Origin of the sequence: Pseudomonas sp. A6, assembly GCF_052367875.1 — a bacterium.
In the GTDB taxonomy this organism is placed as follows: domain Bacteria; phylum Pseudomonadota; class Gammaproteobacteria; order Pseudomonadales; family Pseudomonadaceae; genus Pseudomonas; species Pseudomonas citronellolis.
The window spans coordinates 5,051,756-5,075,710 of sequence record NZ_CP198970.1; the positions used below are offsets into that span (position 1 = coordinate 5,051,756).

Annotated in this window: 17 protein-coding genes and 1 tRNA gene; 6 read left to right on the top strand and 12 right to left on the bottom strand. The window is 68.0% G+C overall.

The features are described from left to right. The first annotated feature begins 26 nt into the window (after positions 1–26). Entirely contained in the window at positions 27–1,046 is a 1,020-nt protein-coding gene (locus tag ACTWJ5_RS22060; RefSeq protein ID WP_249917256.1) for an alpha/beta hydrolase, read from the top strand. A gap of 586 nt (positions 1,047–1,632) precedes the next feature. On the opposite strand, the gene efp is transcribed toward ACTWJ5_RS22060, so the two are convergent. Continuing rightward, positions 1,633–2,199 (bottom strand): elongation factor P, encoded by a 567-nt coding sequence (gene efp / locus ACTWJ5_RS22065; RefSeq protein WP_009623501.1) that lies wholly within the window; start codon positions 2,197–2,199, stop codon positions 1,633–1,635. Between the two features lie 43 nt (positions 2,200–2,242). Further along, positions 2,243–3,373: an elongation factor P maturation arginine rhamnosyltransferase EarP gene (gene earP, locus ACTWJ5_RS22070; protein ID WP_444436556.1), complete on the bottom strand. Its 1,131-nt coding sequence runs from the start codon at positions 3,371–3,373 to the stop codon at positions 2,243–2,245. 161 nt (positions 3,374–3,534) lie between these two features. Between earP and ACTWJ5_RS22075 the strand changes: the two genes are divergently transcribed. Further along, a tRNA-Ser gene (locus ACTWJ5_RS22075) sits at positions 3,535–3,624 on the top strand. 408 nt (positions 3,625–4,032) lie between these two features. Further along, complete coding sequence (gene oprI / locus ACTWJ5_RS22080) at positions 4,033–4,284, top strand: outer membrane lipoprotei OprI (protein ID WP_024128796.1); 252 nt, start codon at positions 4,033–4,035, stop codon at positions 4,282–4,284. Positions 4,285–4,411: 127 nt separating this feature from the next. Here the strand turns inward: oprI and ACTWJ5_RS22085 are convergent, their stop codons facing one another. From ACTWJ5_RS22085 to ACTWJ5_RS22095, 3 genes are all read right to left on the bottom strand, one after another. Beyond that, positions 4,412–5,386, bottom strand: a complete 975-nt coding sequence (locus tag ACTWJ5_RS22085) for a L,D-transpeptidase family protein (protein WP_009623505.1) — start codon at positions 5,384–5,386, stop codon at positions 4,412–4,414. A gap of 76 nt (positions 5,387–5,462) precedes the next feature. After that, complete coding sequence (locus ACTWJ5_RS22090; RefSeq protein WP_058488972.1) at positions 5,463–5,741, bottom strand: hypothetical protein; 279 nt, start codon at positions 5,739–5,741, stop codon at positions 5,463–5,465. Between the two features lie 71 nt (positions 5,742–5,812). Beyond that, on the bottom strand, positions 5,813–6,418 hold the full coding sequence (locus ACTWJ5_RS22095) for an arylesterase (protein ID WP_009623508.1): 606 nt from the start codon (positions 6,416–6,418) through the stop codon (positions 5,813–5,815). 10 nt (positions 6,419–6,428) lie between these two features. Here ACTWJ5_RS22095 and ACTWJ5_RS22100 point away from each other — a divergent pair, with 10 nt between their 5' ends. From ACTWJ5_RS22100 to greB, 3 genes are read left to right on the top strand one after another with little or no spacing between them, the layout of a single operon-like run. After that, positions 6,429–7,112 (top strand): ABC transporter ATP-binding protein, encoded by a 684-nt coding sequence (locus ACTWJ5_RS22100; protein ID WP_444436557.1) that lies wholly within the window; start codon positions 6,429–6,431, stop codon positions 7,110–7,112. Between the two features lie 13 nt (positions 7,113–7,125). Next, positions 7,126–9,618 (top strand): ABC transporter permease, encoded by a 2,493-nt coding sequence (locus tag ACTWJ5_RS22105; RefSeq protein WP_444439638.1) that lies wholly within the window; start codon positions 7,126–7,128, stop codon positions 9,616–9,618. A 37-nt stretch (positions 9,619–9,655) separates the two neighbouring features. Then, positions 9,656–10,153, top strand: coding sequence for a transcription elongation factor GreB (greB, locus tag ACTWJ5_RS22110; RefSeq protein ID WP_074976940.1), 498 nt, complete (start codon positions 9,656–9,658; stop codon positions 10,151–10,153). 284 nt (positions 10,154–10,437) lie between these two features. Here greB and ACTWJ5_RS22115 read toward each other — a convergent pair whose 3' ends face one another. The 7 genes from ACTWJ5_RS22115 to ACTWJ5_RS22145 form a co-directional block, all read right to left on the bottom strand. Then, complete coding sequence (locus tag ACTWJ5_RS22115; protein ID WP_444436558.1) at positions 10,438–11,259, bottom strand: peptidylprolyl isomerase; 822 nt, start codon at positions 11,257–11,259, stop codon at positions 10,438–10,440. 11 nt (positions 11,260–11,270) lie between these two features. Next, entirely contained in the window at positions 11,271–11,954 is a 684-nt protein-coding gene (gene narI / locus ACTWJ5_RS22120; RefSeq protein ID WP_116423652.1) for a respiratory nitrate reductase subunit gamma, read from the bottom strand. 13 nt (positions 11,955–11,967) lie between these two features. After that, complete coding sequence (narJ, locus tag ACTWJ5_RS22125) at positions 11,968–12,729, bottom strand: nitrate reductase molybdenum cofactor assembly chaperone (protein WP_074976945.1); 762 nt, start codon at positions 12,727–12,729, stop codon at positions 11,968–11,970. After that, complete coding sequence (narH, locus tag ACTWJ5_RS22130; RefSeq protein WP_074976947.1) at positions 12,722–14,278, bottom strand: nitrate reductase subunit beta; 1,557 nt, start codon at positions 14,276–14,278, stop codon at positions 12,722–12,724. The genes narJ and narH overlap by 8 nt, the downstream gene beginning before the upstream one ends. Next, positions 14,275–18,039 carry a nitrate reductase subunit alpha gene (locus tag ACTWJ5_RS22135; protein WP_444436559.1) on the bottom strand — a complete coding sequence of 1,255 codons (3,765 nt, stop codon included), beginning with the start codon at positions 18,037–18,039 and terminating at the stop codon, positions 14,275–14,277. The genes narH and ACTWJ5_RS22135 overlap by 4 nt, the downstream gene beginning before the upstream one ends. Before the next feature lie 29 nt (positions 18,040–18,068). Continuing rightward, complete coding sequence (locus ACTWJ5_RS22140) at positions 18,069–20,717, bottom strand: nitrate/nitrite transporter (protein WP_444436560.1); 2,649 nt, start codon at positions 20,715–20,717, stop codon at positions 18,069–18,071. A gap of 816 nt (positions 20,718–21,533) precedes the next feature. Then, complete coding sequence (locus tag ACTWJ5_RS22145; protein ID WP_074976954.1) at positions 21,534–23,945, bottom strand: glucose/quinate/shikimate family membrane-bound PQQ-dependent dehydrogenase; 2,412 nt, start codon at positions 23,943–23,945, stop codon at positions 21,534–21,536. Positions 23,946–23,955 lie beyond the last annotated feature (10 nt).

Genomic DNA, 23,955 nt, shown 5'->3' on the forward strand with positions numbered 1-23,955 from the left:
CCCACCCAGCCCAAGGAGACCCGAACATGAAAGCGCTCAGCAAAACCCTCGCAGGCGGCCTGCTCGCCCTGGCCATCGGCAACGCCTTCGCCGCCGGCAGCCCCGGCGTGCAGCACGACACCCAGGCCTTCCTCGAAGCCCTGGAGGCCGGCGGCGGCAAGCCCCTGGAAACCCTGTCGCCGAAAGACGCCCGCGCGGTACTGACCGGCGCCCAGGCCTCGGTGAAGGTCGACCTTTCCGGCACCAACGTCAGCGAGAAGACCATCCAGGCTGACGGCCAGCGCATCAAGCTGACCATCGTCCGCCCGGCAGGCGCCAAGGGCACCCTGCCCGCTTTCATGTTCTTCCACGGCGGCGGCTGGGTGCTGGGCGACTACCCGACCCACGCCCGGCTGATCCGCGACCTGGTGGTGAACTCCGGCGCGGTGGCGGTGTACGTCGACTACACGCCCTCCCCCGAGGCCCACTACCCGGTGGCGATCAACCAGGCCTACGCCGCCACCAGGTGGGTGGCCGAGCACGGCAAGGAAATCGACGTCGATGGCGCGCGCCTGGCAGTGGCCGGCAACAGCGTCGGCGGCAACATGGCCGCGGTGGTCGCACTGATGGCCAAGGACAAGGGCACACCGAAGCTGCGCTTCCAGGCCCTGCTGTGGCCGGTGACCGACGCCAGCTTCGAGACCGGCTCATACGGCCAGTTCGCCCAGGGGCACTTCCTCACCAAGCCGATGATGCAGTGGTTCTGGGACAGCTACACCACCGACGCCAAGCAGCGCGCCGAGATCTACGCCTCGCCGCTGCGCGCCAGCACCGAGCAACTGAAAGGCCTGCCGCCGGCACTGGTGCAGACCGCCGAGTTCGACGTGCTGCGCGACGAAGGCGAAGCCTACGCCCGCAAGCTGGACGCCGCCGGCGTGGCCGTCACCGCCACGCGCTACAACGGCATGATCCACGACTACGGCCTGCTCAACCCGCTGGCCAAGGTGCCCGCCGTACAGGCAGCCATGCGCCAGGCTGGCGAGGAGCTGAAAGTGCATCTGAAGTAACGGACGCCAGAAACGAAGAAGCCCGGCATCTGCCCCCTCACCCCAGCCTTCTCCCGAAGGGAGAGGGGGCAGTTCGTGCCGCCGGGGCGTCCGGCGTGGCCGGTGGTTCCAATCGCGGACGGAGTCCGCTCCTACAGGGAGGAATACCATGCTTCCCGGCAACTTGTAGGAGCGGGCCCTGCCCGCGATTCGCGCGCAGGGCGCGCTCCTACAGGGGGAGTGGCGCGGCTGGGGCAGCGCAGGAGCGGATCTCATCCGCGAAACGCGCCGATACGTCCGGCTATCGCGGACAAGGTCCGCTCCTACCCCCTCCGGCGAACACAAGACCCGCAGGATGGCGTTGAGCGAAGCGATACCCATCACCACGACCGCATGGGTTTCGCCAAGGCTCAACCCATGCGTTGAGGCGCACCTCGGCGCAGCCGGCAAGACAGTTGCTCCTACGCCCGGGGGCGCCTGGTTCGGGCCTGCGTGGCGGGGAGTTCGCGAATGAAAAAATGCCGTTTCTCCCAGAAAGAGAAACGGCATTCTTTCTTAAGTGAAAAGCTCTACGGCATCTGCCGGGCTTTTCACATCACGCGAAGGCTCAAGCCTTGACGCGGGACTTGTACTCGCCGGTGCGGGTATCGATCTCGATGGAGTCGCCGATTTCGCAGAACGCGGAAACCTGCAGCTCAGCACCGTTCTTCAGGCGAGCGGTCTTCATGACCTTGCCGGAAGTATCGCCACGGACAGCCGGCTCGGTGTAGACGATTTCACGAACGATGGTGGTCGGCAGTTCGACGGAGATCACCTTGTCGTTGTAGAAAACCGCTTCGCAGACGTCGGTCATGCCGTCTTCGATGAAGGTCAGCACGCCTTCCAGGTCGCCCTTCTCGATCTCGTACTGGTTGAACTCGTTGTCCATGAAGACGTACAGCGGGTCCGCGAAGTAGGAGTAGGTCACTTCCTTGCGGTCGAGAATGATCGGTTCCAGCTTGTCATCGGCCTTGAACACGGTCTCGGTGCCGGCGCCGGTCAGCAGGTTCTTCAGCTTCATCTTGACGACGGCGCTGTTACGGCCGGACTTGTTGAACTCGGCCTTCTGGATGACCCAGGGGGCGCCGTTGATGTTGGCAACCTGGCCTGCGCGGAACTCTTGAGCGGTTTTCATACGAATATCCGATTTGGATTGGAGACAAAAAACAGGGGACGTATCATAGCCAATTTGTATAAAAACGCACCAGCCCCGCGGCGAGATCCGGCTGTGCGGCATGCTTTTCGCTCCAGCGCAGCGCCCATTCCCGCCAGGCTCCGGCCCGCTGCTGCAATGCCATCCAGGCCGTCGCCGCGTCGCCAAGGCCGTTCCAGGCGTGCCAGTAGGCCACCAGGGCAGCCTCGAGCCCGGGCTCCATGCCCTCGGTATAGATAGAGAGGAAGGCGTCCAGCTTCTCCAGGTGCACGCCCTCCTCCTGCTCATAGATGTGCCAGACGAATGGCCGCCCCGCCCAGAGCGCGCGGACGAAGGAATCCTCGCCGCGCACCGCGTTGACGTCGCAGCTCCACAGCAGCAGGTCGTAGTCCTCCTGGCGGACGAACGGCAATACCTGCAGGCGCAGGTTGCCGCGCCGATGGCGGTCGCCCGGCGCCAGCCCCGGCAGGCCCAGCCAGTCGGCGACATCACCCAGCACGCGCCCTTCGGGGATCAGCAGCAGCGTCGGCTGCACGTCTTGCGCCAGCGCGTCCAGCCAGGGCGCCAGCGCCGGGTTCTCGTAGGCGAACAGGGAAATCAGACGCTCCCTACCCTCCACTTCCACGCCAAGGGAGGCCAGGAATGCCCGGCGGCTGGCGTCGTCCGCCTGGAAGGTCCGACGCCGCTCGAGCAGCCCCGCCTCCCGCAGCAGGCCGCCGACGCCCGGCTGCACCCCGGGGAAATAGAAGTACTTCTGCAGGCCGTTGGCCTGCAGCGAAGGCAGGCCGTGGCAGGCAGCCACCCAGTCCTCGGCGCTGAGGTATTCCAGGTTCAGCCACAGCGGCGCCACGGCGCGCTCGCGCATGGCCTCCACATAAGCCGGCGGCAACGGGCAGGCGAATGCCTCGATGACCACGTCGGCGGCCGGCGTGTCTTCCCACAGCGCAGGCCAGTGGCGGACTTCGACGCCCGCCTGGCGCTGGCCGGGCAGCGCTGGATCGGCCCCGGGGCACAGCCGCGCGAAGGCATTCAGGTCGTCCACCCACAGGCGCACCGCCTGGCCGTGCTCGCCGGCGAGCTGGCGGGCCAGGCGCCAGGTCACGCCGATGTCGCCATAGTTGTCCACCACGCAGCAGAAGATGTCCCAGCTCGCCATCGCACTCGCCTTTCGAAGGAAGCCGCCAGTTTAGCAAGGCGGGCCGCCCCGGTTTCCCCTCGACGCCCTTAAGCCGATGAATCCGTTGAAAAAACATTTGCCTTTCGGAAAACCTTTGAGTAAAGTGCGCGCCTCGACAGACACAGCGCTGTCGAAACCCTGGTGAGGTGTCCGAGCGGTTGAAGGAGCACGCCTGGAAAGTGTGTATACGGGAAACCGTATCGAGGGTTCGAATCCCTCCCTCACCGCCAGATCAAAAAGCCCGGCTGACTGATGAAGTTAGCCGGGCTTTTTCGTTCCAGCGCGTTGCACTCGCAATGCACCCTTGCAATTGGCGACACAGTTAGTCGCCATTAGTTCCCAGCAGACTTTCGTCCTATCGCGTTTTAGCATTACTTCGGACGTCTATACTCGGATATTCCGCCCTCGCCTCGGCTCCTCCCAACAGCCCCGCTGTAGGGCAGTCGCGGACACTTGCACATTTTTTGCACAACTATCGGGCAATTAAGAGTTCAAGCCGCCCCGGCATGAAAAAAAAGTGCCGTACTTGCGCTTGGTCAGTTTACTTACTACAAGTAATGAGTACTATGTAGTCCGGCTAATTTCCCAGTCCCATGGGGAATTGCTTTAATGGAAATGTCCACCTTAAGGGGAACACGATGAACAACGTTCTGAAATTCTCTGCTCTGGCTCTGGCTGCTGTTCTGGCCACCGGTTGCAGCAGCCACTCGAAAGAAACCGAAGCCCGTCTGACCGCTACTGAAGACGCCGCTGCCCGTGCCCAAGCCCGCGCTGACGAAGCCTATCGTCACGCTGACGAAGCTCTGGCCGCTGCTCAGAAAGCCCAGCAGACTGCTGACGAGGCTAACGAGCGCGCTCTGCGTATGCTGGACAAAGCCAGCCGCAAGTAATAGATCCTCGGATCTGTTCGAAAAGCCGACCTCTCGAGGTCGGCTTTTTTATTGCCCGGACTTTCTCCCGGGCAATGAAAAGCCCGCGGACCTTGCGGTCGGCGGGCTCGGCACAACGGCGCAGGCGTCAGGGCATCTGCACGGTGGTGTTCTCGCTGGCAGCCACCGAGGAACCGGGCTGCTGCGGCATGGCGATGGCCACCGGCAGGCCGTCTTCGGCCGCCACCACTTCGCGCACCACGTTCCAGTCCATCTGCATCTGGTTGGCGATGTCTTCGCGCTTGAGCAGCGCGTTGATCACTGCGGTGTGCTTGTCCACGACCGAGGGGTTGCCGTGGTCGTCGATCGGCGTATGGGCCTCGAGGTAGATCTTGCCTTCGCTGCGGCCGAACTTGTACGGCTCGTTGATGATGCGCACCGAAGTGCCCACCGGCACCATCGGGAACAGCTCGGTCACGTCGCCGTTGTACATGCGGAAGCAGCCGTGGCTGGTGCGGGTGCCGATGCCGAACTTCTTGTTCGAGCCGTGGATCAGGTAGCCGGGAACGCCCAGGGACATCTTGAACGGGCCCAGCGGGTTGTCCGGCCCCGGCGGCACCACGGTCGGCAGCGGGTCGCCGTCGGCGGCGTGCTCGGCGCGGATCGACGCCGGCGGGTACCAGGCCGGGTCCTTGGTCTTGGCGACGATGCTGGTGTGGGCGATGGGCGAGCCCCAGCCCTCGCGGCCGATACCCAGCGGGTAGGTGTAGACCACGTTCTTGCCTTTGGGGAAGTAGTACAGGCGGTACTCGGCGATGTTGATCACGATGCCTTCGCGCGGGCCCGGCGGCAGGATGAAGCGCGTCGGGATGATGACCTCGGTGCCCACGCCGGGCAGCCAGGCGTCGACGCCCGGGTTGGCGGCGAGCATTTCCTGGTAGCCCAGGTCATAGGTCTGGCCGAGGTCGGCGAAGGTGTCTTCGTACTTGGCCTTGATGACCTGCACCTGGCCGACGATATCCTCGCCGGGCGCCGGCAGCGGCAGCTCGAGGGCGGAAACGGGGCCGGCCGAGAGCAGCGCGGCAAAAGACAGCGAGCAGGCGGCGATAACACGCGACAACATCCGGAGATCCTTGGCGAGAGCACAGTTGACAGAGGGGGCGGTAGTGTACCACTCAGACCCTATTTTCCGGGAGAGTTCACAATATCCAGGAAAATCGTTGCCCGCGTTTTTCCTGTTCCAGACGTTTCAGGCATTCCGGGCACAGCCGCCGGTCGCGCAGCTGCGGCCGCCGGGCCTCGCGCCAGAGCGGTTGCGCCGGCAGCAGGCCGCCGCACAGGGTGCGGTCCGCGGGGGAGCCGAGCTCCAGCTGCCGGGCGACGAGATGCACGCGCACCTCGCGGCAGGCGAACAGATCGAGCTGGGAATCGGGTTCGATCAGCTGGTAGGCGAAGAGGGTCCAGGCGGGGCGGGACATGGCGGCTCCTGAAGGGTGCGCAAACATAGCGGAAAGCCCCCGCGCGGGGAAGCCTTCCGACAGCCCGGCGATCAGAGCAACGGCTTGAGCTGCGGCCAGACGTTGTCCAGCAGGCGCGGCTGCGCGGCCACGGCCGGATGGATGCCGTCGGCCTGCATCATCTGCGGCACGCCGCCCACGCCGTCGAGGAAGAACGGCACCAGCGGCACCCCGCCCTGCTCGGCGACTTGCTGGAACACCCGGGCGAAAGCCTGGGTATAGCGTTCACCGTAGTTGGGCGGCAGGCGCATGCCCAGCAACAGCACCTTGGCGCCGGCCTGGCGCGAGGCCGCGACCATCGAAGCAAGATTCTGTTGCAATTGCTGCGGCGCCTGCCCGCGCAGGCCGTCGTTGCCGCCCAGCTCGATCACCACGACGCTGGGTTTCTCCCCGGAAAGCAGCGCCGGCAGGCGCGCCAGGCCACCGGCGCTGGTGTCGCCGCTGACCGAGGCATTGACCACCCGGTAGTCGAAACCCTCGTCCTTCAGCCGCTGCTCCAGCAGGCTGACCCAGCCGCGGCCGGTATCCACCCCCAAACCGGCGCTGATACTATCGCCGACGACCAGCAGCGTCTGCGCCGCGGCTTGCTGGGCGACCAGCAGCAACGCCAGGCAGACGCTCGATAGCCATGCACGCATCGGACCCTCCATGAGCGAAAGCATTCTCACCGCGCGCAACCTTAGCAAGGTCGTTCCCAGCGCGGAAGGCGAGCTGACCATCCTCCACGACCTCTCCCTGGCCCTGCAGCGCGGCGACAGCCTGGCCATCGTCGGCAGCTCCGGCTCCGGCAAGTCCACCCTGCTCGGCCTGCTGGCCGGGCTCGACGAGCCCAGCGGCGGCAGCGTGGAACTGGCCGGGCACCGCCTGGGCGAGCTCGACGAGGACCAGCGCGCGCGGGTGCGCGCCGCCCACGTCGGCTTCGTCTTCCAGTCGTTCCAACTGCTCGACAGCCTCGACGCCCTGGAAAACGTCATGCTGCCCCTGGAGCTGGAGGGCCGCGGCGACGCCCGCGAGCGCGCCCGCACCCTGCTCGAGCGCGTCGGCCTGGGCCAGCGCCTCACCCACTACCCGCGCCAGCTCTCCGGCGGCGAGCAGCAGCGCGTCGCCATCGCCCGCGCCTTCGCCGCCGAACCCGACGTGCTGTTCGCCGACGAGCCCACCGGCAACCTCGACAGCAGCACCGGCGAGCGCATCAGCGACCTGCTCTTCGAGCTCAACCGCGAGCGCCGCACCACCCTGGTCCTGGTCACCCACGACGAGCGCCTGGCGCACCGCTGCCAGCGGCAGATCCGCCTGGAAAGCGGCCACCTGATCGACCACGCGGAGCCCTGAGCCGATGAAGTCGCTGCCGCTGTCGCGCCTGTTCGGCCTGGCCCTGCGCCAATTGCTGCGCGAGTGGAGCAGCGGCGAACTGCGCGTGTTGTTCTTCGCCCTGCTGGTGGCGGTGGCCGCCAGCTCCGCCATCGGCTACTTCAGCGCGCGATTGAACGGCGCCATGCTGGTGCGCGCCTCGGAATTCCTCGGCGCCGACCTGGTCCTCAGCGGCACCCAGCCGGCCGCCCCGGAGCAGATCGACAGCGGCAATCGCCTGGGCCTGAAGCACGCCTACAGCGTCGAGTTCTCCAGCGTCATCGCCACCGACCAGGGCATCCAGCTCAGCAGCGTCAAGGCGGTGGACGACAGCTACCCGCTGCGCGGCGAGCTGAAGAGCGCGGCTGCGCCCCTGGAACCGGAACGCGCCGGCGGGCGCCCGCAACCCGGCGAAGTCTGGGTGGAGACGCGGCTGCTCACCAGCCTCGACCTGAAGGTCGGCGACAGCATCGAGATCGGCCGCCAGGACCTGCGCATCGCCCGCGTGCTGACCTACGAGCCGGACCGCGCCGGCGACTTCTACAGCCTCACCCCGCGGGTGCTGATGAACCTGCACGACCTGCAGGCCACCGGCGTGGTCCAGCCCGGCAGCCGGGTGCGCTACCGCGACCTCTGGGAAGGCGACGGCGAAGCCCTGCAGGCTTACCGCCGCGCGGTGGAGCCGGGGCTTGCGGCGAACCAACGGCTGCTCGACGCGCACCACGGCAACCGCCAGATCGGCGACGCCCTGGAGCGCGCCGAGCGCTACCTGAACCTCGCCAGCCTGGCGGCCATCCTCCTCGCCGGCGTGGCGGTGGCGCTCTCGGCCAACCGCTTCGCCGCCCGCCGCTTCGACGCCAGCGCCCTGCTCCGCTGCCTGGGCCTGACGCGCCGCGAAGCACTGCTGCTCTATGGCCTGCAGCTGTTCAGCCTGGGCCTGGCCGCCAGCCTGCTCGGCGCGCTGCTCGGCTACCTGGCGCAGCTCGGCCTGGTGACGCTGCTGGGCGACCTGTTGCCACCGCAGATTCCGCCGGCCGGGCCGGTGCCGGCGCTGGCCGGCGTGGCCACCGGCCTGGTCGCCCTCGCCGGTTTCGCCCTGCCGCCGCTGGCCGCCCTGGGCCGGGTGCCGCCGCTGCGGGTGCTGCGCAGCGACCTGCTGCCGGTGCCCATGCGCAGCTGGCTGGCCTACGGCTGCGCGCTGCTGGCGCTGGGCCTGATCATGTGGCGGCTGAGCCTGGACCTGCGCCTGACCCTGGCCCTGCTGGGCGGCGGCGTGGTCGCCGCGGCCATCCTCGGCGCCCTGCTGCTGCTCGCCCTGAACGGCCTGCGCCGCCTGCTGTCGCGCGCCAGCCTGCCCTGGCGCCTGGGCCTGGGCCAGTTGCTGCGCCACCCGCTGGCCGCCGCCGGGCAGAGCCTGGCCTTCGGCCTGATCCTATTGGCCATGGCGCTGATCGCCCTGCTGCGCGGCGAGTTGCTGGACACCTGGCACGCCCAGTTGCCGGCCAACGCGCCCAACTATTTCGCCCTGAACATCCTGCCGGCGGAAAAGGACGCCTTCGAAACCCGCGTGCGCAAGGTCTCGCCCAACGCCGAAGGGCTGTTCCCCATGGTCCCCGGGCGCCTGGTGGCGGTGAACGGCCAGCCGGTGCAGACGCTCAGCGAAGACGTGCGCAGCGAGCGCGCCCTGCAGCGCGACCTTGGCCTGACCTGGTCGCAGAAGCTGCCCGCCGGCAACCAGCTGGTGGCCGGGCGTTGGTGGGGCGACGCGCCAGCCGGCGAACTACCCGGCGTCTCGGTGGAGGAAAAGCTCGCCGGCAACCTCGGCATCAAGCTCGGCGACCGCCTGAGCTTCAACGTCGCCGGGCAGACCCGCGAAGTGCAGGTGCAGAGCCTGCGCTCGGTGAAGTGGGACAACTTCCAGCCGAACTTCTTCATGGTCTTCCAGCCCGGCACCCTCGCCGACCTGCCTGTGACCTACCTGACCAGCTTCTATTTGCCCAGCAGCGACCAGCGCAGCGCCATCGAGCTGGCCCGCGCCTTCCCCACCGTCACCCTGCTGCCGGTGGACGTGCTGCTGGCGCAGCTGCGCAGCATCCTCGACCAGGTCACCCTGGCGGTGGAATACGTGCTGGTGTTCGTCCTCGCCGCCGGCTTCGTAGTGCTCTTCGCCGGCCTGCAGGCCACCCTCGACGAGCGCCTGCGCCAGGGCGCCCTGCTGCGCGCCCTGGGCGCCGAGCGCGAGCTGCTGCAACGCACCCGGCGCAGCGAGTTCGCCCTGCTCGGCGCGGTCAGCGGCGTGCTGGCGGCCCTGGGCTGCGAGCTGATCAGCTACCTGCTCTACAGCCTGGTGTTCCAGTTGCCCTGGCATCCGCACCCCTGGCTGCTCGGCCTGCCGCTGCTGGGCGCGTTGCTGGTGGGCGGTGCCGGGCTGTTCGGCACCCGCCGGGCGCTGACCCTGAGCCCGCTGCGCCTGCTCCGCGAAGGCTGATAGACTCCAGGGCCCGCCCAGCCACAGCCGGAACCCCATGAGCCGTTATCGCCCGCCGCGCACCGCCGGAACCCCGTTGATCACCCCCGAAGGCGAGGCGCGCCTGCGCGCCGAACTGCACGAACTGTGGAACGTGCGCCGCCCCCAGGTGACCCAGGCGGTGAGCGAGGCGGCCGCGCTCGGCGACCGCTCGGAGAACGCCGAGTACATCTACGGCAAGAAGATGCTGCGCGAGATCGACAGCCGCGTGCGCTTCCTGCGCAAGCGCCTGGAGAACCTCAAGGTGGTGCGCGACCGCCCGGGCGACCCGCACAAGGTCTACTTCGGCGCCTGGGTGACGCTGGAGGACGAGGACGGCGAACAGGCCCGCTACCGCATCGTCGGCCCGGACGAGCTGGACCTGCGCAGCAACCAGATCAGCATCGACTCGCCCCTGGCCCGCGCCCTGGTGGGCAAGGAGCTGGACGCCGAAGTCATGGTGCGCACGCCGGCGGGCGAGAAGCTCTGGTTCGTGGTCGAGATCGACTATCCCTGAGCGCTGCCCCGCGCAGCGCCTGCCGGCGCAATCGCGGACAAGGCCCTCTCCTACGGTCCCAGGAAGCACGGCTTTTCGTAGGATGGCGTTGAGCGAAGCGATACCCATCACCGCAACCGCATGGGTTTCGCAAGTGCTCAACCCATCCTACAAAGAGCACCTCGGCGCAAGACAGTTGCTCCTACGGGGGGAGGAATACCGTGCAACCTGTAGGAGCGGGCCCTGCCCGCGATTTCGCGCGCAGGGCGCGCTCCTACAGGTGAATGGTGCGGGTGGCGCTCACGTCACGACCGGGCGCCATGCTCGGGACTGTCGTCCAGGGTGATGCCTTGCACCCCGATTTCCTTCTCCAACGCCAGCAGGTATTGGCGCAGGGCCTGGCGGGTGGATTCTTCGCGCAGGCTGTGGCGGACGCGGGTGCTGACCTGGGCGTAGGGCAGCGGGCGGCTTTCCTGGCGTTGGTCGATGCTGACCAGGTGCCAACCATAGCGCGAGGCCAGGGGGCGGTCGTGCAGGCCCAGGGGCAGGCGGTGCAGGGCCTGGTCGAGTTCGGCGACGGTTTGCCCGGCGCGCAGCCAGCCCAGGTCGCCGCCTTCTTCTTTCGACGGGCAGGCCGAGTGGCGTTGGGCGAGTTCGGTGAAGCGTTGCGGGTCGCGGTGCAGTTCGCGCAGCAGCTTTTCGCCCAGGTGGTAGTGGGCGTCGCGGGCGCAGGCGTCGTCCGGGGCGGCGGGCAGGAGGATGTGGCGGACCTTGATCCTGGCCGGCTCGGCGAAGCGTTCGCGCTGGGCTTCGAAGTAGCGCCGGCAGGCGTCCTCGTCGGGTTCGGGGACTTGCAGTTCGCGCTCCAGCAGCGCCGCCACGGCCTGGTCGGCGCCCTCCTCCGCCAGTTCGCCCGCGGGCAGCAGACCGAGGCTGGCGGCCCTTTGCCCGAGCAGTTCGCGCACCACCAGGGCGCGGGCGGCCTGCAGTTGCGCCTCGGCCAGGGAGGCGGCCGGGTGGAAGGGGGTTTCCCGGGCGATGTCGGCTTCGCTGAGCCGGGTGTTGCCGACGCGGATGACCGCGGCGGGTTCGGCCGGCAGGTTCTCGACGGCGATCATTTGGGCCATGGCTTCGCTCCTCAGCCGCGCCGGCGGACGATCTGGTAGTTACGCCCGAAGTAGCCCAAGGGGATGCTCCAGACGTGCACCAGGCGGGTGAAGGGGAACAGCAGGATGATGGTCAGGCCGATGAAGATGTGGATCTTGAAGATCAGCGGCGTGCCGATCAGGAAGCTGGCCGCGTCGCCGCGGAAGAACACGATGGACTGCGCCCAGCCGGCCAGGGCCAGCATCATTTCGCCGTCCAGGTGGTGCAGCGAGAAGAAGATGGTGATCAGCCCCAGGCACGCCTGCAACAGCAGCAGGGCGATGATCAGGTTGTCCATGAAGCTGGACGAGGCGCGCACCCTGGGGTTGAACAGCCGGCGCCAGAGCAGCATGCCGCCGCCGATCACGCAGAGCACCCCGGCCGCGCCGCCGAAGAGGATGGCCATGAGCTGCTTGTGGCCGGCGGAGAGGAACGGCTCGTAGACCCAGTGCGGCGTCAGCAGGCCGACCAGGTGGCCGAAGAAGATCGCCAGGATGCCGATGTGGAACAGGTTGCTGGCCAGGCGCATGTGGCGGCTGGAGAGCAGTTGGCTGGAGCCGGTCTTCCAGGTGTACTGGCCGTAGTCGTAGCGCAGCAGGCTGCCGAGCAGGAACACGGTGCCGGCCAGGTAGGGGTAGTAACCGTAGAGCAGGTGCAGAACGTAGTCTTCGAACATGGTGAGCCTCCGTTCATTGGCCGTCCGCCAGGGGGGACGGGGTGGCGGGCAGGACCTGGACGACCTGGGGCACCGCCTGGTATTTGCGCTCGACCAGGCGCCGGCCCTCGGCGGACTGCAGGCTGCAGTCCTGGTCGGTCTCGGCGTTGAAGCGGACGATTTCCTCTTCCCACACCGCGTCCAGAGCTTGTGGCGTGTGGTCCGGCGCTTCCCCCTCGACCGCCGGACGCTGCTGCTGGATCAGTTCGCTGCGGCCGATCAGCGCCAGCAGCGCGTGGGGCACCAGCGCGTGGTCGGCGCCGCGCTCTTCCAGGCGCGCGGCGAGCAGCGCGAGGATGTGCTGGATGTCGCCCAGCCACTGGCCGATCTCGGCGTGGCTGCGGGTGGAGAGGTATTCGAGGAACAGCGGCAGGTGGTCGGGCAACTCGCGAGCGTCGAGCTGGAAGCCGGCGGCCTCGTACTCGGCCAGCAGGTCGACCATGGCCTGGCCGCGGTCGCGGGATTCGCCGTGGACGTGCTCGAACAGCAGCAGTGAGACCGAGCGGCCGCGGTCGAAGAGTTCGACGTAGGCTTCCTGCAGGTCCAGCAGGTCGCTCCGCGCCAGGCGTTGGCACCACTGGCCCAGGCGCTTGCGCAGGGGCTCGGGCAGGCGCATCTCGTCGTCGAGGATGGCGGCCAGTTCACCGGCCGCCGCCTGCAACCCGGCGCAGGGGTAGTCGAGCAGCCGGGCCAGCACGCGCAGGCTCAGCAGGCCCTGGGGCTGGCGCTCATCCATGGCGGCTGTCCTCGACCGGGTCGAAGGTCTGCACCGGCTTGACCAGGGTGGTGGTCTGCTTGCTGCCGCCGAACAGGCTGACCTCGCTGTTGCCGCCGTGGCAGCCGTTGCCGAAGCTGAAGCCGCAACCGCTGCGCTCGGCGTAGGCGTCGGGCAGGGCCTCGCGGTGGCCGGTGGGGATGACGAAGCGGTCCTCGTAGTTGGCGATGGCCAGGTAGCGGTACATCTCTTCCACCTGGCGCTGGCTCAGGCCGACCTGCTGCAGCACTTCGCTGTTGAGGGTGCCGTCCACGTGCTTGGCGCGCATGTACACGCGCATGGCCATCAGCCGCTTGAGGGCCAGCACCACCGGCGCCTCTTCGCCGGCGGTGAGCATGTTGGCCAGGTAGCGCACCGGGATGCGCAGCGATTCGATCTTCGGCAGCACGCCGTCGAATTCCACGTGGCCGGCCTCGGCGGCGGACTGGATGGGCGACAGCGGTGGCACGTACCAGACCATCGGCAGCGTGCGGTACTCCGGGTGCAGCGGCAGCGCCAGCTGCCAGTCGATGGCCAGCTTGTACACGGGCGAGGCCTGGGCCGCGGCGATGACGCTGTCGGGCACGCCGTCCTTGCGCGCCTGCTCGATCACTTGCGGGTCGTGGGGGTCGAGGAAGATTTCGCACTGGCGGTGGTAGAGGTCGCGGTCATCGGCGGAGGCGGCCACTTCCTCGATGCGGTCGGCGTCGTAGAGCAGCACGCCGAGGTAACGGATGCGCCCCACGCAGGTCTCGGAGCAGACCGTCGGCTGGCCGGTCTCGATGCGCGGGTAGCAGAAGATGCATTTCTCGGATTTGCCGCTCTTCCAGTTGTAGTAGATCTTCTTGTACGGGCAGCCGCTGATGCACATGCGCCAGCCGCGGCACTTGTCCTGGTCGATCAGGACGATGCCGTCTTCCTCGCGCTTGTAGATGGCGCCGCTGGGGCACGAGGCCACGCACGCGGGGTTCAGGCAGTGCTCGCACAGGCGCGGCAGGTACATCATGAAGGTGTTTTCGAACTGCCCGTAGATGTCGGCCTGGACCTGCTCGAAGTTGATGTCCTTGCGCCGCTTGGCGAACTCGGTGCCCAGCAGTTCCTCCCAGTTCGGCCCCCACTCCACCTTGTCCATGCGCAGCCCGCTGATCAGCGAGCGCGGCCGCGCCACCGGCTGGTGCTCGCCCTGGGCGGCGCTGTGCAGGTGCTGGTAGTCGAAGGTGAAGGGTTCGTAGTAGTCGTCGATCTGCGGCAGGTCGGGGTTGGCGAAGATGTTCGCCAGCACCCGCCACTTGCCGCCGATGCGCGGGTTGATGGAGCCGTCGGCGTTGCGCACCCAGCCGCCGTTCCATTTCTTCTGGTTCTCCCATTCCTTGGGGTAGCCGATGCCGGGCTTGGTCTCGACGTTGTTGTACCAGGCGTATTCGATGCCTTCGCGGCTGGTCCAGACGTTCTTGCAGGTGACCGAGCAGGTGTGGCAGCCGATGCACTTGTCGAGGTTGAGGACCATGCCGACCTGGGAACGGATCTTCATTTCACCGCCTCCTGCTGGTAGTCGTTGCCTTCGCCGTCGAGCCAGTCGATGCGCTTCATCTTGCGCACGATGACGAACTCGTCGCGGTTGGAGCCGACGGTGCCGTAGTAGTTGAAGCCGTAGGACAGCTGCGCGTAGCCGCCGATCATGTGGGTCGGCTTGGGACAGACCCGCGTCACCGAGTTGTGGATGCCGCCGCGCGTACCCGTCACTTCGGAGCCGGGGATATTCAGGATGCGTTCCTGGGCGTGGTACATCATCGCCATGCCCGGGCGCACCCGCTGGCTGACCACCGCCCGCGCGGCGATGGCGCCGTTGGCGTTGTAGAGCTCGATCCAGTCGTTGTCGACCACGCCGATGGCGCGCGCGTCGTCCTCGCTGATCCAGACGATGGGCCCGCCGCGCGACAGCGTCTGCATCAGCAGGTTGTCGCTGTAGGTGGAGTGGATGCCCCACTTCTGGTGCGGCGTCAGCCAGTTCAGGGCGATTTCCGGGTTGCCGTTGCTGCGCGGCTCGGCGACGCTGGCCGCGGCCTTGGTGTCGATGGGCGGCCGGTAGACCATCAGGCTCTCGCCGAAGGCGCGCATCCAGGGGTGGTCCTGGTAGAACTGCTGGCGGCCGCTGAGGGTGCGCCAGGGGATCAGCTCGTGGACGTTGGTGTAGCAGGCGTTGTAGCTCACGTGCTCGTCCTCCAGGCCCGACCAGGTGGGGCTGGAGATGATCTTGCGCGGCTGCGCCACCAGGTCGCGGAAGCGGATTTTCTCTTCCTGCTTGGGCCGCGCCAGGTGGGTGTGGTCGCGCCCGGTGATCTTCGACAGCGCGGCCCAGGCCTTGACCGCCACCTGGCCGTTGGTTTCCGGGGCCAGGGTGAGGATCATCTCCGCCGCGTCCACCGCCGAGGCCAGCCGTGGCCGCCCTTCGGCGGAACCGTCGAGCTTGCGGTAGTTGAGCTTGCCGAGCAGGTCGACCTCTTCCTGGGTCTGCCAGGCGATGCCCTTGCCGCCGTTGCCCAGGGTGTCCAGCAACGGGCCCACGGAGCTGAAGCGCTCGTAGGTTTCCGGATAGTTGCGCTTGACCTCGATCAGCGAGGGCATGGTCTTGCCGGGTATGGGCTCGCACTCGCCCTTCTTCCAGTCGCGCACTTCGGGCTGGGCCAGTTCGCCGGGGCTGTCGTGCTGCAGCGGCAGGGTCACCAGGTCCGTCTCCTCGCCCAGGTGGCCGACGCACAGGCGCGAGAAGGCGCGGGCGATGCCGTCGTAGATCTGCCAGTCGCTGCGCGCTTCCCAAGCCGGGTCGGTGGCGGCGGTGAGTGGGTGGATGAAGGGGTGCATGTCCGAGGTGTTGAGGTCGTCCTTCTCGTACCAGGTGGCGGTCGGCAGCACCACGTCGGAGTACAGGCAGGTGGTGGACATGCGGAAGTCGAGGGTCACCAGCAGGTCGAGCTTGCCCTCGATGGGCTCGTCCTTCCACAGCACCTCTTCGGGCTTCTGCTTGCCGGCCTCGCCCAGGTCCTTGCCGAGCACGCCGTTCTTCGTGCCCAGCAGGTACTTGAGCATGTATTCGTGGCCCTTGCCCGAGCTGCCGAGCAGGTTGGAGCGCCAGACGAACAGGTTGCGCGGGTGGTTCTGCGGGTTGTCCGGGTCTTCGCTGGCGAAGCGCAGCTGGCCGCTCTTGAGCTGCTCCACCACGTAGTCGGCGGTGCTCTTGCCGGCGGCCTGGGCCGCGGCGGCCAGGCGCAGCGGGTTGGTGCCCAGCTGCGGCGCCGAGGGCAGCCAGCCCATGCGCTCGGCGCGCACATTGAAGTCCACCAGGCTGCCGCCGAAGTCCTGCGGCCGGGCCAGGGGCGAGAGCAGTTCCTTCACCTCCAGCTTCTCGTAGCGCCACTGGCTGGAGTGGTTGTAGAAGAACGAGGTGCCGTTCATGTGCCGCGGCGGGCGGTGCCAGTCCAAGGCGAAGGCCAGGGGCGTCCAGCCGGTCTGCGGGCGCAGCTTCTCCTGGCCGACGTAGTGCGACCAGCCGCCGCCGCTCTGGCCGATGCAGCCGCAGAGGATCAGCATGTTGATCAGCCCGCGGTAGTTCATGTCCATGTGGTACCAGTGGTTCATCCCGGCGCCGACGATGATCATGGAGCGGCCGTGGGTCTTGTCGGCGTTCTCGGCGAACTCGCGGGCGATGCGGATCATCTGCGCCGCCGGCACCCCGGTGATGGCCTGCTGCCAAGCCGGGGTGTAGGGCTTGAGCTGGCCGTAGTCGCTGGCGCCGTCGTCCTCGCCGGCGCCGCCCACGGTGGGCTGCAGGCCGCGGTCGATGCCGTAGTTGGCGGCCATCAGGTCGAACACGCTGGCCACCAGCGCCTCGCGGCCGTCGGCCAGTTGCAGGCGCTTGGCCGGCACGTGGTGGTAGAGCACGTCGCGCACCGGCACGTTGGGGAAGTGCTTGCGCTCGATGCCGCCGAAGTACGGGAAGACCACCCGCGCCACCTCGTCGTGGCGCCCCAGCAGCGACAGCGCCAGGCGCACCTCGCGGCCCTCGGCGTCCACCGGCTCCAGGTTCCAGTGGCCGGACTCGCCCCAGCGGAAGCCGATGGAGCCGCGCGGCACCACCAGGCGCTCGCCCTCCTCGTCCCAGGCCACGGTCTTCCACTCGGGGTTGTTGGCCTGCGCCAGCTGGCCGGCGAAGTCGGCGGCGCGCAGCTGCTTGCCGGGGACCAGGCCGCCTTCGGCGCGCGGCTCCAGTTCCACCAGGATCGGCAGGTCGGTGTAGCGGCGCGCGTAGTCGGTGAAATAGCTCCGCGGGTTCTCCAGGTGGAATTCCTTGAAGATCACCTGGCCCATGGCGATGGCCAGGGCCGAGTCGGTGCCCTGCTTGGCGCTCATCCACTCGTCGCAGAGCTTGGAGATTTCCGCGTAGTCCGGGGTGATGGCCACGGTCTTGGTGCCCTTGTAGCGCACCTCGGTGAAGAAGTGCGCGTCGGGGGTGCGCGTCTGCGGCACGTTGCTGCCCCAGGCGATGAGGTAGCCGGAGTTGTACCAGTCGGCGGACTCGGGCACGTCGGTCTGCTCGCCCCACACTTGCGGGGATGCGGGAGGAAGGTCGCAGTACCAGTCGTAGAAGCTCAGGCACACCCCGCCGATCAGCGACAGGTAGCGGGTGCCCGAGGCGTAGCTGACCATGGACATGGCCGGGATCGGCGAGAAGCCGGCGACGCGGTCCGGGCCGTAGGTCTTGATGGTGTAGACGTTGGCCGCGGCGACCAGCGTCTGCAGTTCGTCCCAGTCGCTGCGCACGAAGCCGCCGCGGCCGCGGATGGATTTGTACTGCTTCGCCTTCTGCGGGTCCTCGACGATGCTGGCCCAGGCCTGCACCGGGTCCTTGTGCACGGCCAGCGCTTCACGCCACAGCTGGATCAGCGCCTTGCGCACCAGCGGGTATTTCAGCCGGTTGGCGCTGTACAGGTACCAGGAGTAGCTGGCCCCGCGCGGGCAGCCGCGCGGCTCGTGGTTGGGCAGGTCCGGGCGGGTGCGCGGGTAGTCGGTCTGCTGGGTTTCCCAGGTCACCAGACCGTTCTTCACGTAGATCTTCCAGCTGCACGAGCCGGTGCAGTTCACCCCGTGGGTGGAGCGGGCGATCTTGTCGAACTGCCAGCGCTGGCGGTAGCCGTCCTCCCAGGCGCGGCTCTCGTCGCGGGTCTCGCCGTGGCCGCCGGCGAATTCCGGCGGGCGTTTGACCAGGTAGCGCAGGCGGTCGATGAAGTAACTCATTTCTCTCCTCCTCGGCGCGGGCCGGATGGCTAGCAGCTCACCTCGGCGTTACGGCGGGTGTAGTAGAACCAGGTCACGACGATGCACAGGGCGTAGAAGACGATGAAGCCGTAGAGCGCCCACTCCGGCCCGCCGGTCAGGTCGAACGAGCTGCCGAACGACTTCGGGATGAAGAAGCCGCCGTAGGCCGCCACCGCCGAGATGAAGCCCACCGCGGCGGCGGACTCCTTCTCGCTCTGCAGCGCCTGCTGCCCGGCGGGCAGGCCGGGGAACAGGCGCGGCGTCTGGATGCGGAAGATCGCCGGGATCATCTGCGTGGTGCTGGCGTTGCCGACCCCGGAGAAGAAGAACAGCAGCAGGAACATGGCCAGGAAGCCCCAGTAGGCCCCCGGCTGGTCCTTGATGCCGATGAAGAACAGCACGCCGCCGACGCACACGGCCATGGCGACGAACACCCAGAGGCTGATGCGGGCGCCGCCGAAACGGTCGGCCAGGCCGCCGGAGAAGGCGCGGCTCAAGGCGCCGATCAGCGGGCCGAGGAAGGCGAAGCGCAGCACGTCGACCTGCGGGAACAGGTGCCCGGCCAGCAGCGGGAAGCCGGCGGAGAAGCCGATGAAGCTGCCGAAGGTGCCGGTGTAGAGCACGCTCATCAGCCAGGTGTGCTTGCGCTTGAAGATCGCCATCTGGTCGCTGAACGAGGACTTGGCGCTGGCGATGTCGTTCATCCCGAACCAGGCGGCGAGGGTCGCGGCGATGATGAACGGCACCCAGATGAAGCCGGCGTTCTGCAGCCACAGCGGGGTGCCGGCGGCGGTCGTCTGCGGCTCGCCGCCCAGGCTGCCGAACACCGCCAGGGTGATCGCCAGCGGTACCAGGAACTGCATGACGCTCACGCCCAGGTTGCCCAGCCCGGCGTTCAGGCCCATGGCCGCGCCCTTGGCCTGTTTGGGGAAGAAGAACGAGATGTTGGCCATGCTCGAGGAGAAGTTGCCGCCGCCCAGGCCGCACAGCAGGGCGAGGATCAGCATGATCAGGTAGGGCGTATTGGGGTTCTGCACGGCGAAGCCGATCCACAGCGCCGGCAGCAGCAGCGAGGCGGTGGACAGCGCGGTCCAGCGCCGGCCGCCGAAGATCGGCACCATGAAGCTGTAGAAGATGCGCAGGGTGGCGCCCGACAGTCCGGGCAGCGCCGCCAGCCAGAACAGCTGGTTGGCGCTGTAGCTGAAGCCGGCCAGCGGCAGCTTGGCCACCACCACCGACCAGACCATCCAGATGGCGAAGGCCAGCAGCAGGTTGGGAATGGAGATCCACAGGTTGCGCGTGGCGATGCGCTTGCCCTTGCTCTCCCAGAACGCGGTGTCCTCCGGGTGCCAGTCCAGCAGCACGAAGCTGCTGGGGGTGGACAACTCCGGCAGGTCGCGGCCCTCGCGCTGCTCGGCCCATTCCACGCGCTCGGCCATGCGGATCGCGTAGTGCATCCAGGCCAGGGCGCCTGCGGCGATCAGGAACAGCAGCATGAAGCAGCTCTGCCAGACGCCGATGACGTCGTTGAGCATGCCGAAGGTCAGCGGCAGCAGGAAGCCGCCAAGCCCGCCGATCATGCCCACCAGGCCGCCGACCACGCCGACGTGCTGCGGGTAGTAGCTGGGGATGTGCTTGAACACCGCCGCCTTGCCCAGCGACATGAAGAAGCCCAGCACCACGATGACCGGGATGAAGCCGGCCAGGCCCAGGTGCAGGGAGAACTCCAGCTCACCGCGCACGCCGCTGACGATGTAGCGCGTCGGCGGGTAGCTGAGCAGGAAGGTGCACAGCACCGACACGCCGAGGGTCCAGTACATCACCCGGCGCGCGCCGTAGCGGTCGGACAGCCAGCCGCCGAGGATGCGGAACAGCGACGCCGGCACCGTGTACAGCGCGGCGATCACCCCAGCGCTGGCCAGGCTGACGCCGAACACCTGCATCAGGTAGTGCGGCAGCCACAGGGCCAGGGCGACGAAGGCGCCGAAGACGAAGAAGTAGTACAGCGAGAAGCGCCAGACGCGCAGCTCCGCCAGCGGCGCCAGTTGCTCCGCCAGGGGAATGGGCTGCTGCTTGCGCGCCTGGCTCTGCGGGTCGGACTTGGCCAGCAGCATGAAGGCCACGCCCATGACCGCCAGCACCGCGGCATACACCAGCGCGGCGCCGCGCCAGCCCAGGGCCAGCAGCAGGAAGGGCGCGGCGAAGTTGGTGATGCCGGCGCCGACGTTGCCGGCGCCGAAGATGCCCAGCGCGGTGCCCTGGCGCCCCGGCTCGAACCAGGCCGAGGTGTAGGCGGTGCCGACGATGAAGCCGCCGCCGGCCAGGCCCACGCCCAGGGCCGCCAGCAGCAGGCTGTAGAAGTCCGTGGCGAAGGTCAGCAGGTAGACGCACAGCGCCGAGGCCAGCATCACCAGGCCGAACACCCAGCGCCCGCCGTAGCGGTCGGTCCACAGGCCGAGGAAGATCCGCGAGATGGAGCCGGTCAGCACCGGCGTGGCCATCAGCAGGCCGAGCTGGGTGTCGGTCAGCCCGAACTCGTCCTTGATCTGCAAGCCGAGGATGGAGAACAGCGTCCACACGGCGAAGCAGAGGGTGAACGCCAATGTCGACAAGCCGAGGGCCCGGTATTGATCCCGGACAGGAGCGGTCGTAGCCATGCGCGCGCAGTCCCTGGCGAGCGCCTCGAACGGCGCTTGCTCTACAGGCCCGGGGGCGAGTCCCGATACCGGCGGCTACCGGTCCACAGCGAATAGCATCGCACTCAGGCCAATCACGGTTGATGTTGCTGCTTTCGTTATCGTGGCACCGCTTTGGTGCAAGAACTGAGCGTAGTCAGGTTCCGCGAGAATTCCAGAACGCTCGTCCAAAGGCGCCGCCGTTGAAGAGCGCGCCAGGTTCAACCTCGGAACGGCCGGCAAGGAAGGTGTGGCGGCGTATAACCGCGAACGGTTATACGCCCTACGTCCATGGTGGGCGTGGCGTAGGGCGGATAACGCTCCGCGTTATCCGCCGTTTGGCCTTGGCCACATCCCGCTCGCTGCCGGGCACGGAGCCGCCGTTGAAGAGCGCGCCGAGTTCAGCCGCGGAGTCGGTGTAACGGGCCAAGGAGGGTGGGCGTAATCGGGTGATGGGGTGAGGTGCTTGCCGGGGGCTTTGGTGGTGAGCCTTCAGAGCGCCCTCTCCCCAGCCCTCTCCCTGAAGGGAGAGGGGGCTTGTCCGTGCCGAGAATGGATTTGGCGTCAGCCGGAAACTTCGTGCTAGCCGGCTAACTCCGGAATACCCGCGCACACCGAACGGTCCCCTCTCCCTTCAGGGCGGGGCGCGCAGCCGAGGGTTAGGGAGAGGGAACAGAGGTGGGCTTGGCAGCGGAGTCATCGGGGAGCCTGTTCGCGAGCAAGCTCGCTCCTACCAACCCTGCAAACAAAAACGCCCGCGGATCACTCCGCGGGCGTTCTTTCATTCCAGCGCCACCCTCAATCCGGCAACGCGAAGGCCATCACGTAATCCCCCTGGCGGGTCCCCAGGGAACCATGCCCACCCGCCATGACCAGCACGTACTGCTTGCCGTCCTTGCCGGTGTAGGTCATCGGCGTGGTCTGGGCGCCGGCCGGCAGGCGGCCTTCCCAGAGGACCTTGCCGTCGCGCAGGTCGTAGGCGCGCAGGTACTGGTCCAGGGTGCCGCTGAGGAAGCCCAGACCGCTGGCGGTGGTGATCGGGCCGCCGAGGCTGGGCACGCCCATGGTCAGCGGCAGCGGGACCGGCGAGCTGTCGCGCACGGTGCCGTTCTTGTGCTTCCAGATCACTTTGTGGTTCGTCAGGTCCACCGCCGCCACGTAGCCCCAGGCCGGGGCCTGGCAGGGCAGGCCGACGGGCGACAGGAAGGGCTCCATGATCACGCCGTAGGGCGCACCGGCGTTGGGTTGCACGCCTTCGGTCTCGCTCTTGCGGGCCGGGCCGCCGGCGATTGCCTCGCTGGGCACCAGCTTGGACTTGAAGGCCATGTAGTCGGGGTTGACGAACATGATCTGGCGCACCGGGTCGACCGACACGCCGCCCCAGTCGAACACCCCGAAGTTGCCCGGGAACACCAGCGAGCCCTGCAGCGACGGCGGGGTGTAGATGCCCTCGTAGCGCAGCGACCTGAAGTCCAGGCGGCAGAGCATCTGGTCGAACGGCGTCACGCCCCACATGTCCTTCTCGCGCAGGGTGGTGGGCATGAAGTTCAGCTCGGACATCGGCTGCGTCGGCGAGGTGTGGTCGCCTTCCACCGCGCCCTGCGGCACCGGGGTTTCGTTGATCGGCACGATGGCCTCGCCGTTGCGCCGGTCGAGCACGTAGATGCTGCCCTGCTTGGTCGAGGCCAGCAGCGCCGGCTTGATGCCGTCGGCGGTCTTCAGGTCGACCAGGGTCGGCTGGCCGCCCACGTCCATGTCCCACAGGTCGTGGTGGGTGAACTGGTGGGTCCAGCGCACCTTGCCGGTGGCCAGGTCCAGCGCGGTGACGCCGGCGCTGAACTTCTCCGCCTCGGGGGTGCGGTTGCCACCCCACTGGTCGGGCATCTGGTTGCCCATGGGCAGGTAGACCAGGCCGAGCTTCTCGTCGACGCTGGCCACCGACCACATGTTCGGCGAGTTGCGGGTGTAGGTCTGGTCGGCGGCGATGGGCGCGGTGGCGTCCGGATTGCCGCTGTCCCAGTTCCACACCAGGTGGCCGTCGCGCACGTCGTAGGCGCGGATCACCCCGGAAGGCTCGTCGGTGGAGACGTTGTCGGTGACGTGGCCGCCGATGATCACCAGGTCGCGGGTCACGGCCGGCGGCGAGGTGGAGTAGTAGCCGCCGGCGGTGAAGCTGCCGATGTTGGCGCGCAGGTCGATCTCGCCCTTGTTGCCGAAGCCTTCGCAGACCTTGCCGGTGTCGGCGTCGAGGGCGATCAGGCGGGTGTCGGCGGTGGGCACGAACAGGCGTTTCGGGCAACTGCCGGCGGCCGGCGCCGGGCTGGCGACGGTAGTGCCGTCGGCGGCCTTGGCGGCGTAGGCGGCCTCGTCATGGTAGGCCACGCCGCGGCAGGTCATGTGCGCCCAGCCCTTGAAGTTGGCCGCGTTCTGCGTGCTCAGCTTGGGATCGAAGCGCCAGAGTTCCTTGCCGCTGTCCGGGTCCAGGGCGATCACCTGGCTGTGCGGGGTGCACACGTAGAGCTTGCCGTTGACCTTCAGCGGGGTGTTCTCCGCGGTGGTCTCGCCCGGGTCGTTCGGGCCGGGCAGGTCGCCGGTGCGGAAGGTCCAGGCCAGCTTCAGCTGGTGGACGTTGTCCGGGTTGATCTGCGTGAGCGGCGAGTAGCGGTCGCCGAAGGCGGTGCGCCCGTAGGCCTGCCAGTCACCTTCGGGCTGCGCCGGGGCGGCGTTGGGCACGCCGGCGCTGGCGCGGTCGATGCGCCCTTCGATGCGGCCCGGGTTGGTGAACTGCGAGGCGATGGCGGTGGCGCCGGCCAGCACCACGGCCAGGCCCAGCAGCGCGGTGGCCTTGGGCGCGGGGCCTGCGCTCAGCAGCGGGCGGCGCAGCCAGGGCAGCAGCAGGACGATGCCGAGCACGAACCACAGCGCCAGGCGCGGCACCAGCTGCCACCAGTCCAGACCCACTTCGTACCAGGCCCACAGGGTGCTGCCCAGCAGGAACAGCGCGTACAGGCCGATGGCGGCGACGCGGCCGAGCAGCAGCAGCACGCCGGTGACGGCCAGCACCACGCCGGCCACCAGGTAGTAGAGCGAGCCGCCCAGGCTCAGCAGCTTGACGCCGCCGGCCAGCAGGGCCAGGCCCATCAGCAGCAACAATAGTCCGAGCAGGCTCGGCAGCAGGCGTGACCTGCCAAACGCACCGTCAGTGCTCATGCGTGTTCTC

Bases quoted from the DNA above. Each gene is read 5' to 3' on its own strand.
- narH (WP_074976947.1), bottom strand. From the start codon at position 14,278: ATGAAGATCCGTTCCCAGGTCGGCATGGTCCTCAACCTCGACAAGTGC.
- ACTWJ5_RS22135 (WP_444436559.1), bottom strand. From the start codon at position 18,039: ATGAGTTACTTCATCGACCGCCTGCGCTACCTGGTCAAACGCCCGCCG.
- earP (WP_444436556.1), bottom strand. From the start codon at position 3,373: ATGGCGAGCTGGGACATCTTCTGCTGCGTGGTGGACAACTATGGCGAC.
- ACTWJ5_RS22100 (WP_444436557.1), top strand. From the start codon at position 6,429: ATGAGCGAAAGCATTCTCACCGCGCGCAACCTTAGCAAGGTCGTTCCC.
- efp (WP_009623501.1), bottom strand. From the start codon at position 2,199: ATGAAAACCGCTCAAGAGTTCCGCGCAGGCCAGGTTGCCAACATCAAC.
- oprI (WP_024128796.1), top strand. From the start codon at position 4,033: ATGAACAACGTTCTGAAATTCTCTGCTCTGGCTCTGGCTGCTGTTCTG.
- ACTWJ5_RS22060 (WP_249917256.1), top strand. From the start codon at position 27: ATGAAAGCGCTCAGCAAAACCCTCGCAGGCGGCCTGCTCGCCCTGGCC.
- ACTWJ5_RS22085 (WP_009623505.1), bottom strand. From the start codon at position 5,386: ATGTTGTCGCGTGTTATCGCCGCCTGCTCGCTGTCTTTTGCCGCGCTG.
- ACTWJ5_RS22090 (WP_058488972.1), bottom strand. From the start codon at position 5,741: ATGTCCCGCCCCGCCTGGACCCTCTTCGCCTACCAGCTGATCGAACCC.
- ACTWJ5_RS22140 (WP_444436560.1), bottom strand. From the start codon at position 20,717: ATGGCTACGACCGCTCCTGTCCGGGATCAATACCGGGCCCTCGGCTTG.
- narJ (WP_074976945.1), bottom strand. From the start codon at position 12,729: ATGGATGAGCGCCAGCCCCAGGGCCTGCTGAGCCTGCGCGTGCTGGCC.
- narI (WP_116423652.1), bottom strand. From the start codon at position 11,954: ATGTTCGAAGACTACGTTCTGCACCTGCTCTACGGTTACTACCCCTAC.
- ACTWJ5_RS22095 (WP_009623508.1), bottom strand. From the start codon at position 6,418: ATGCGTGCATGGCTATCGAGCGTCTGCCTGGCGTTGCTGCTGGTCGCC.
- ACTWJ5_RS22115 (WP_444436558.1), bottom strand. From the start codon at position 11,259: ATGGCCCAAATGATCGCCGTCGAGAACCTGCCGGCCGAACCCGCCGCG.
- ACTWJ5_RS22145 (WP_074976954.1), bottom strand. From the start codon at position 23,945: ATGAGCACTGACGGTGCGTTTGGCAGGTCACGCCTGCTGCCGAGCCTG.
- greB (WP_074976940.1), top strand. From the start codon at position 9,656: ATGAGCCGTTATCGCCCGCCGCGCACCGCCGGAACCCCGTTGATCACC.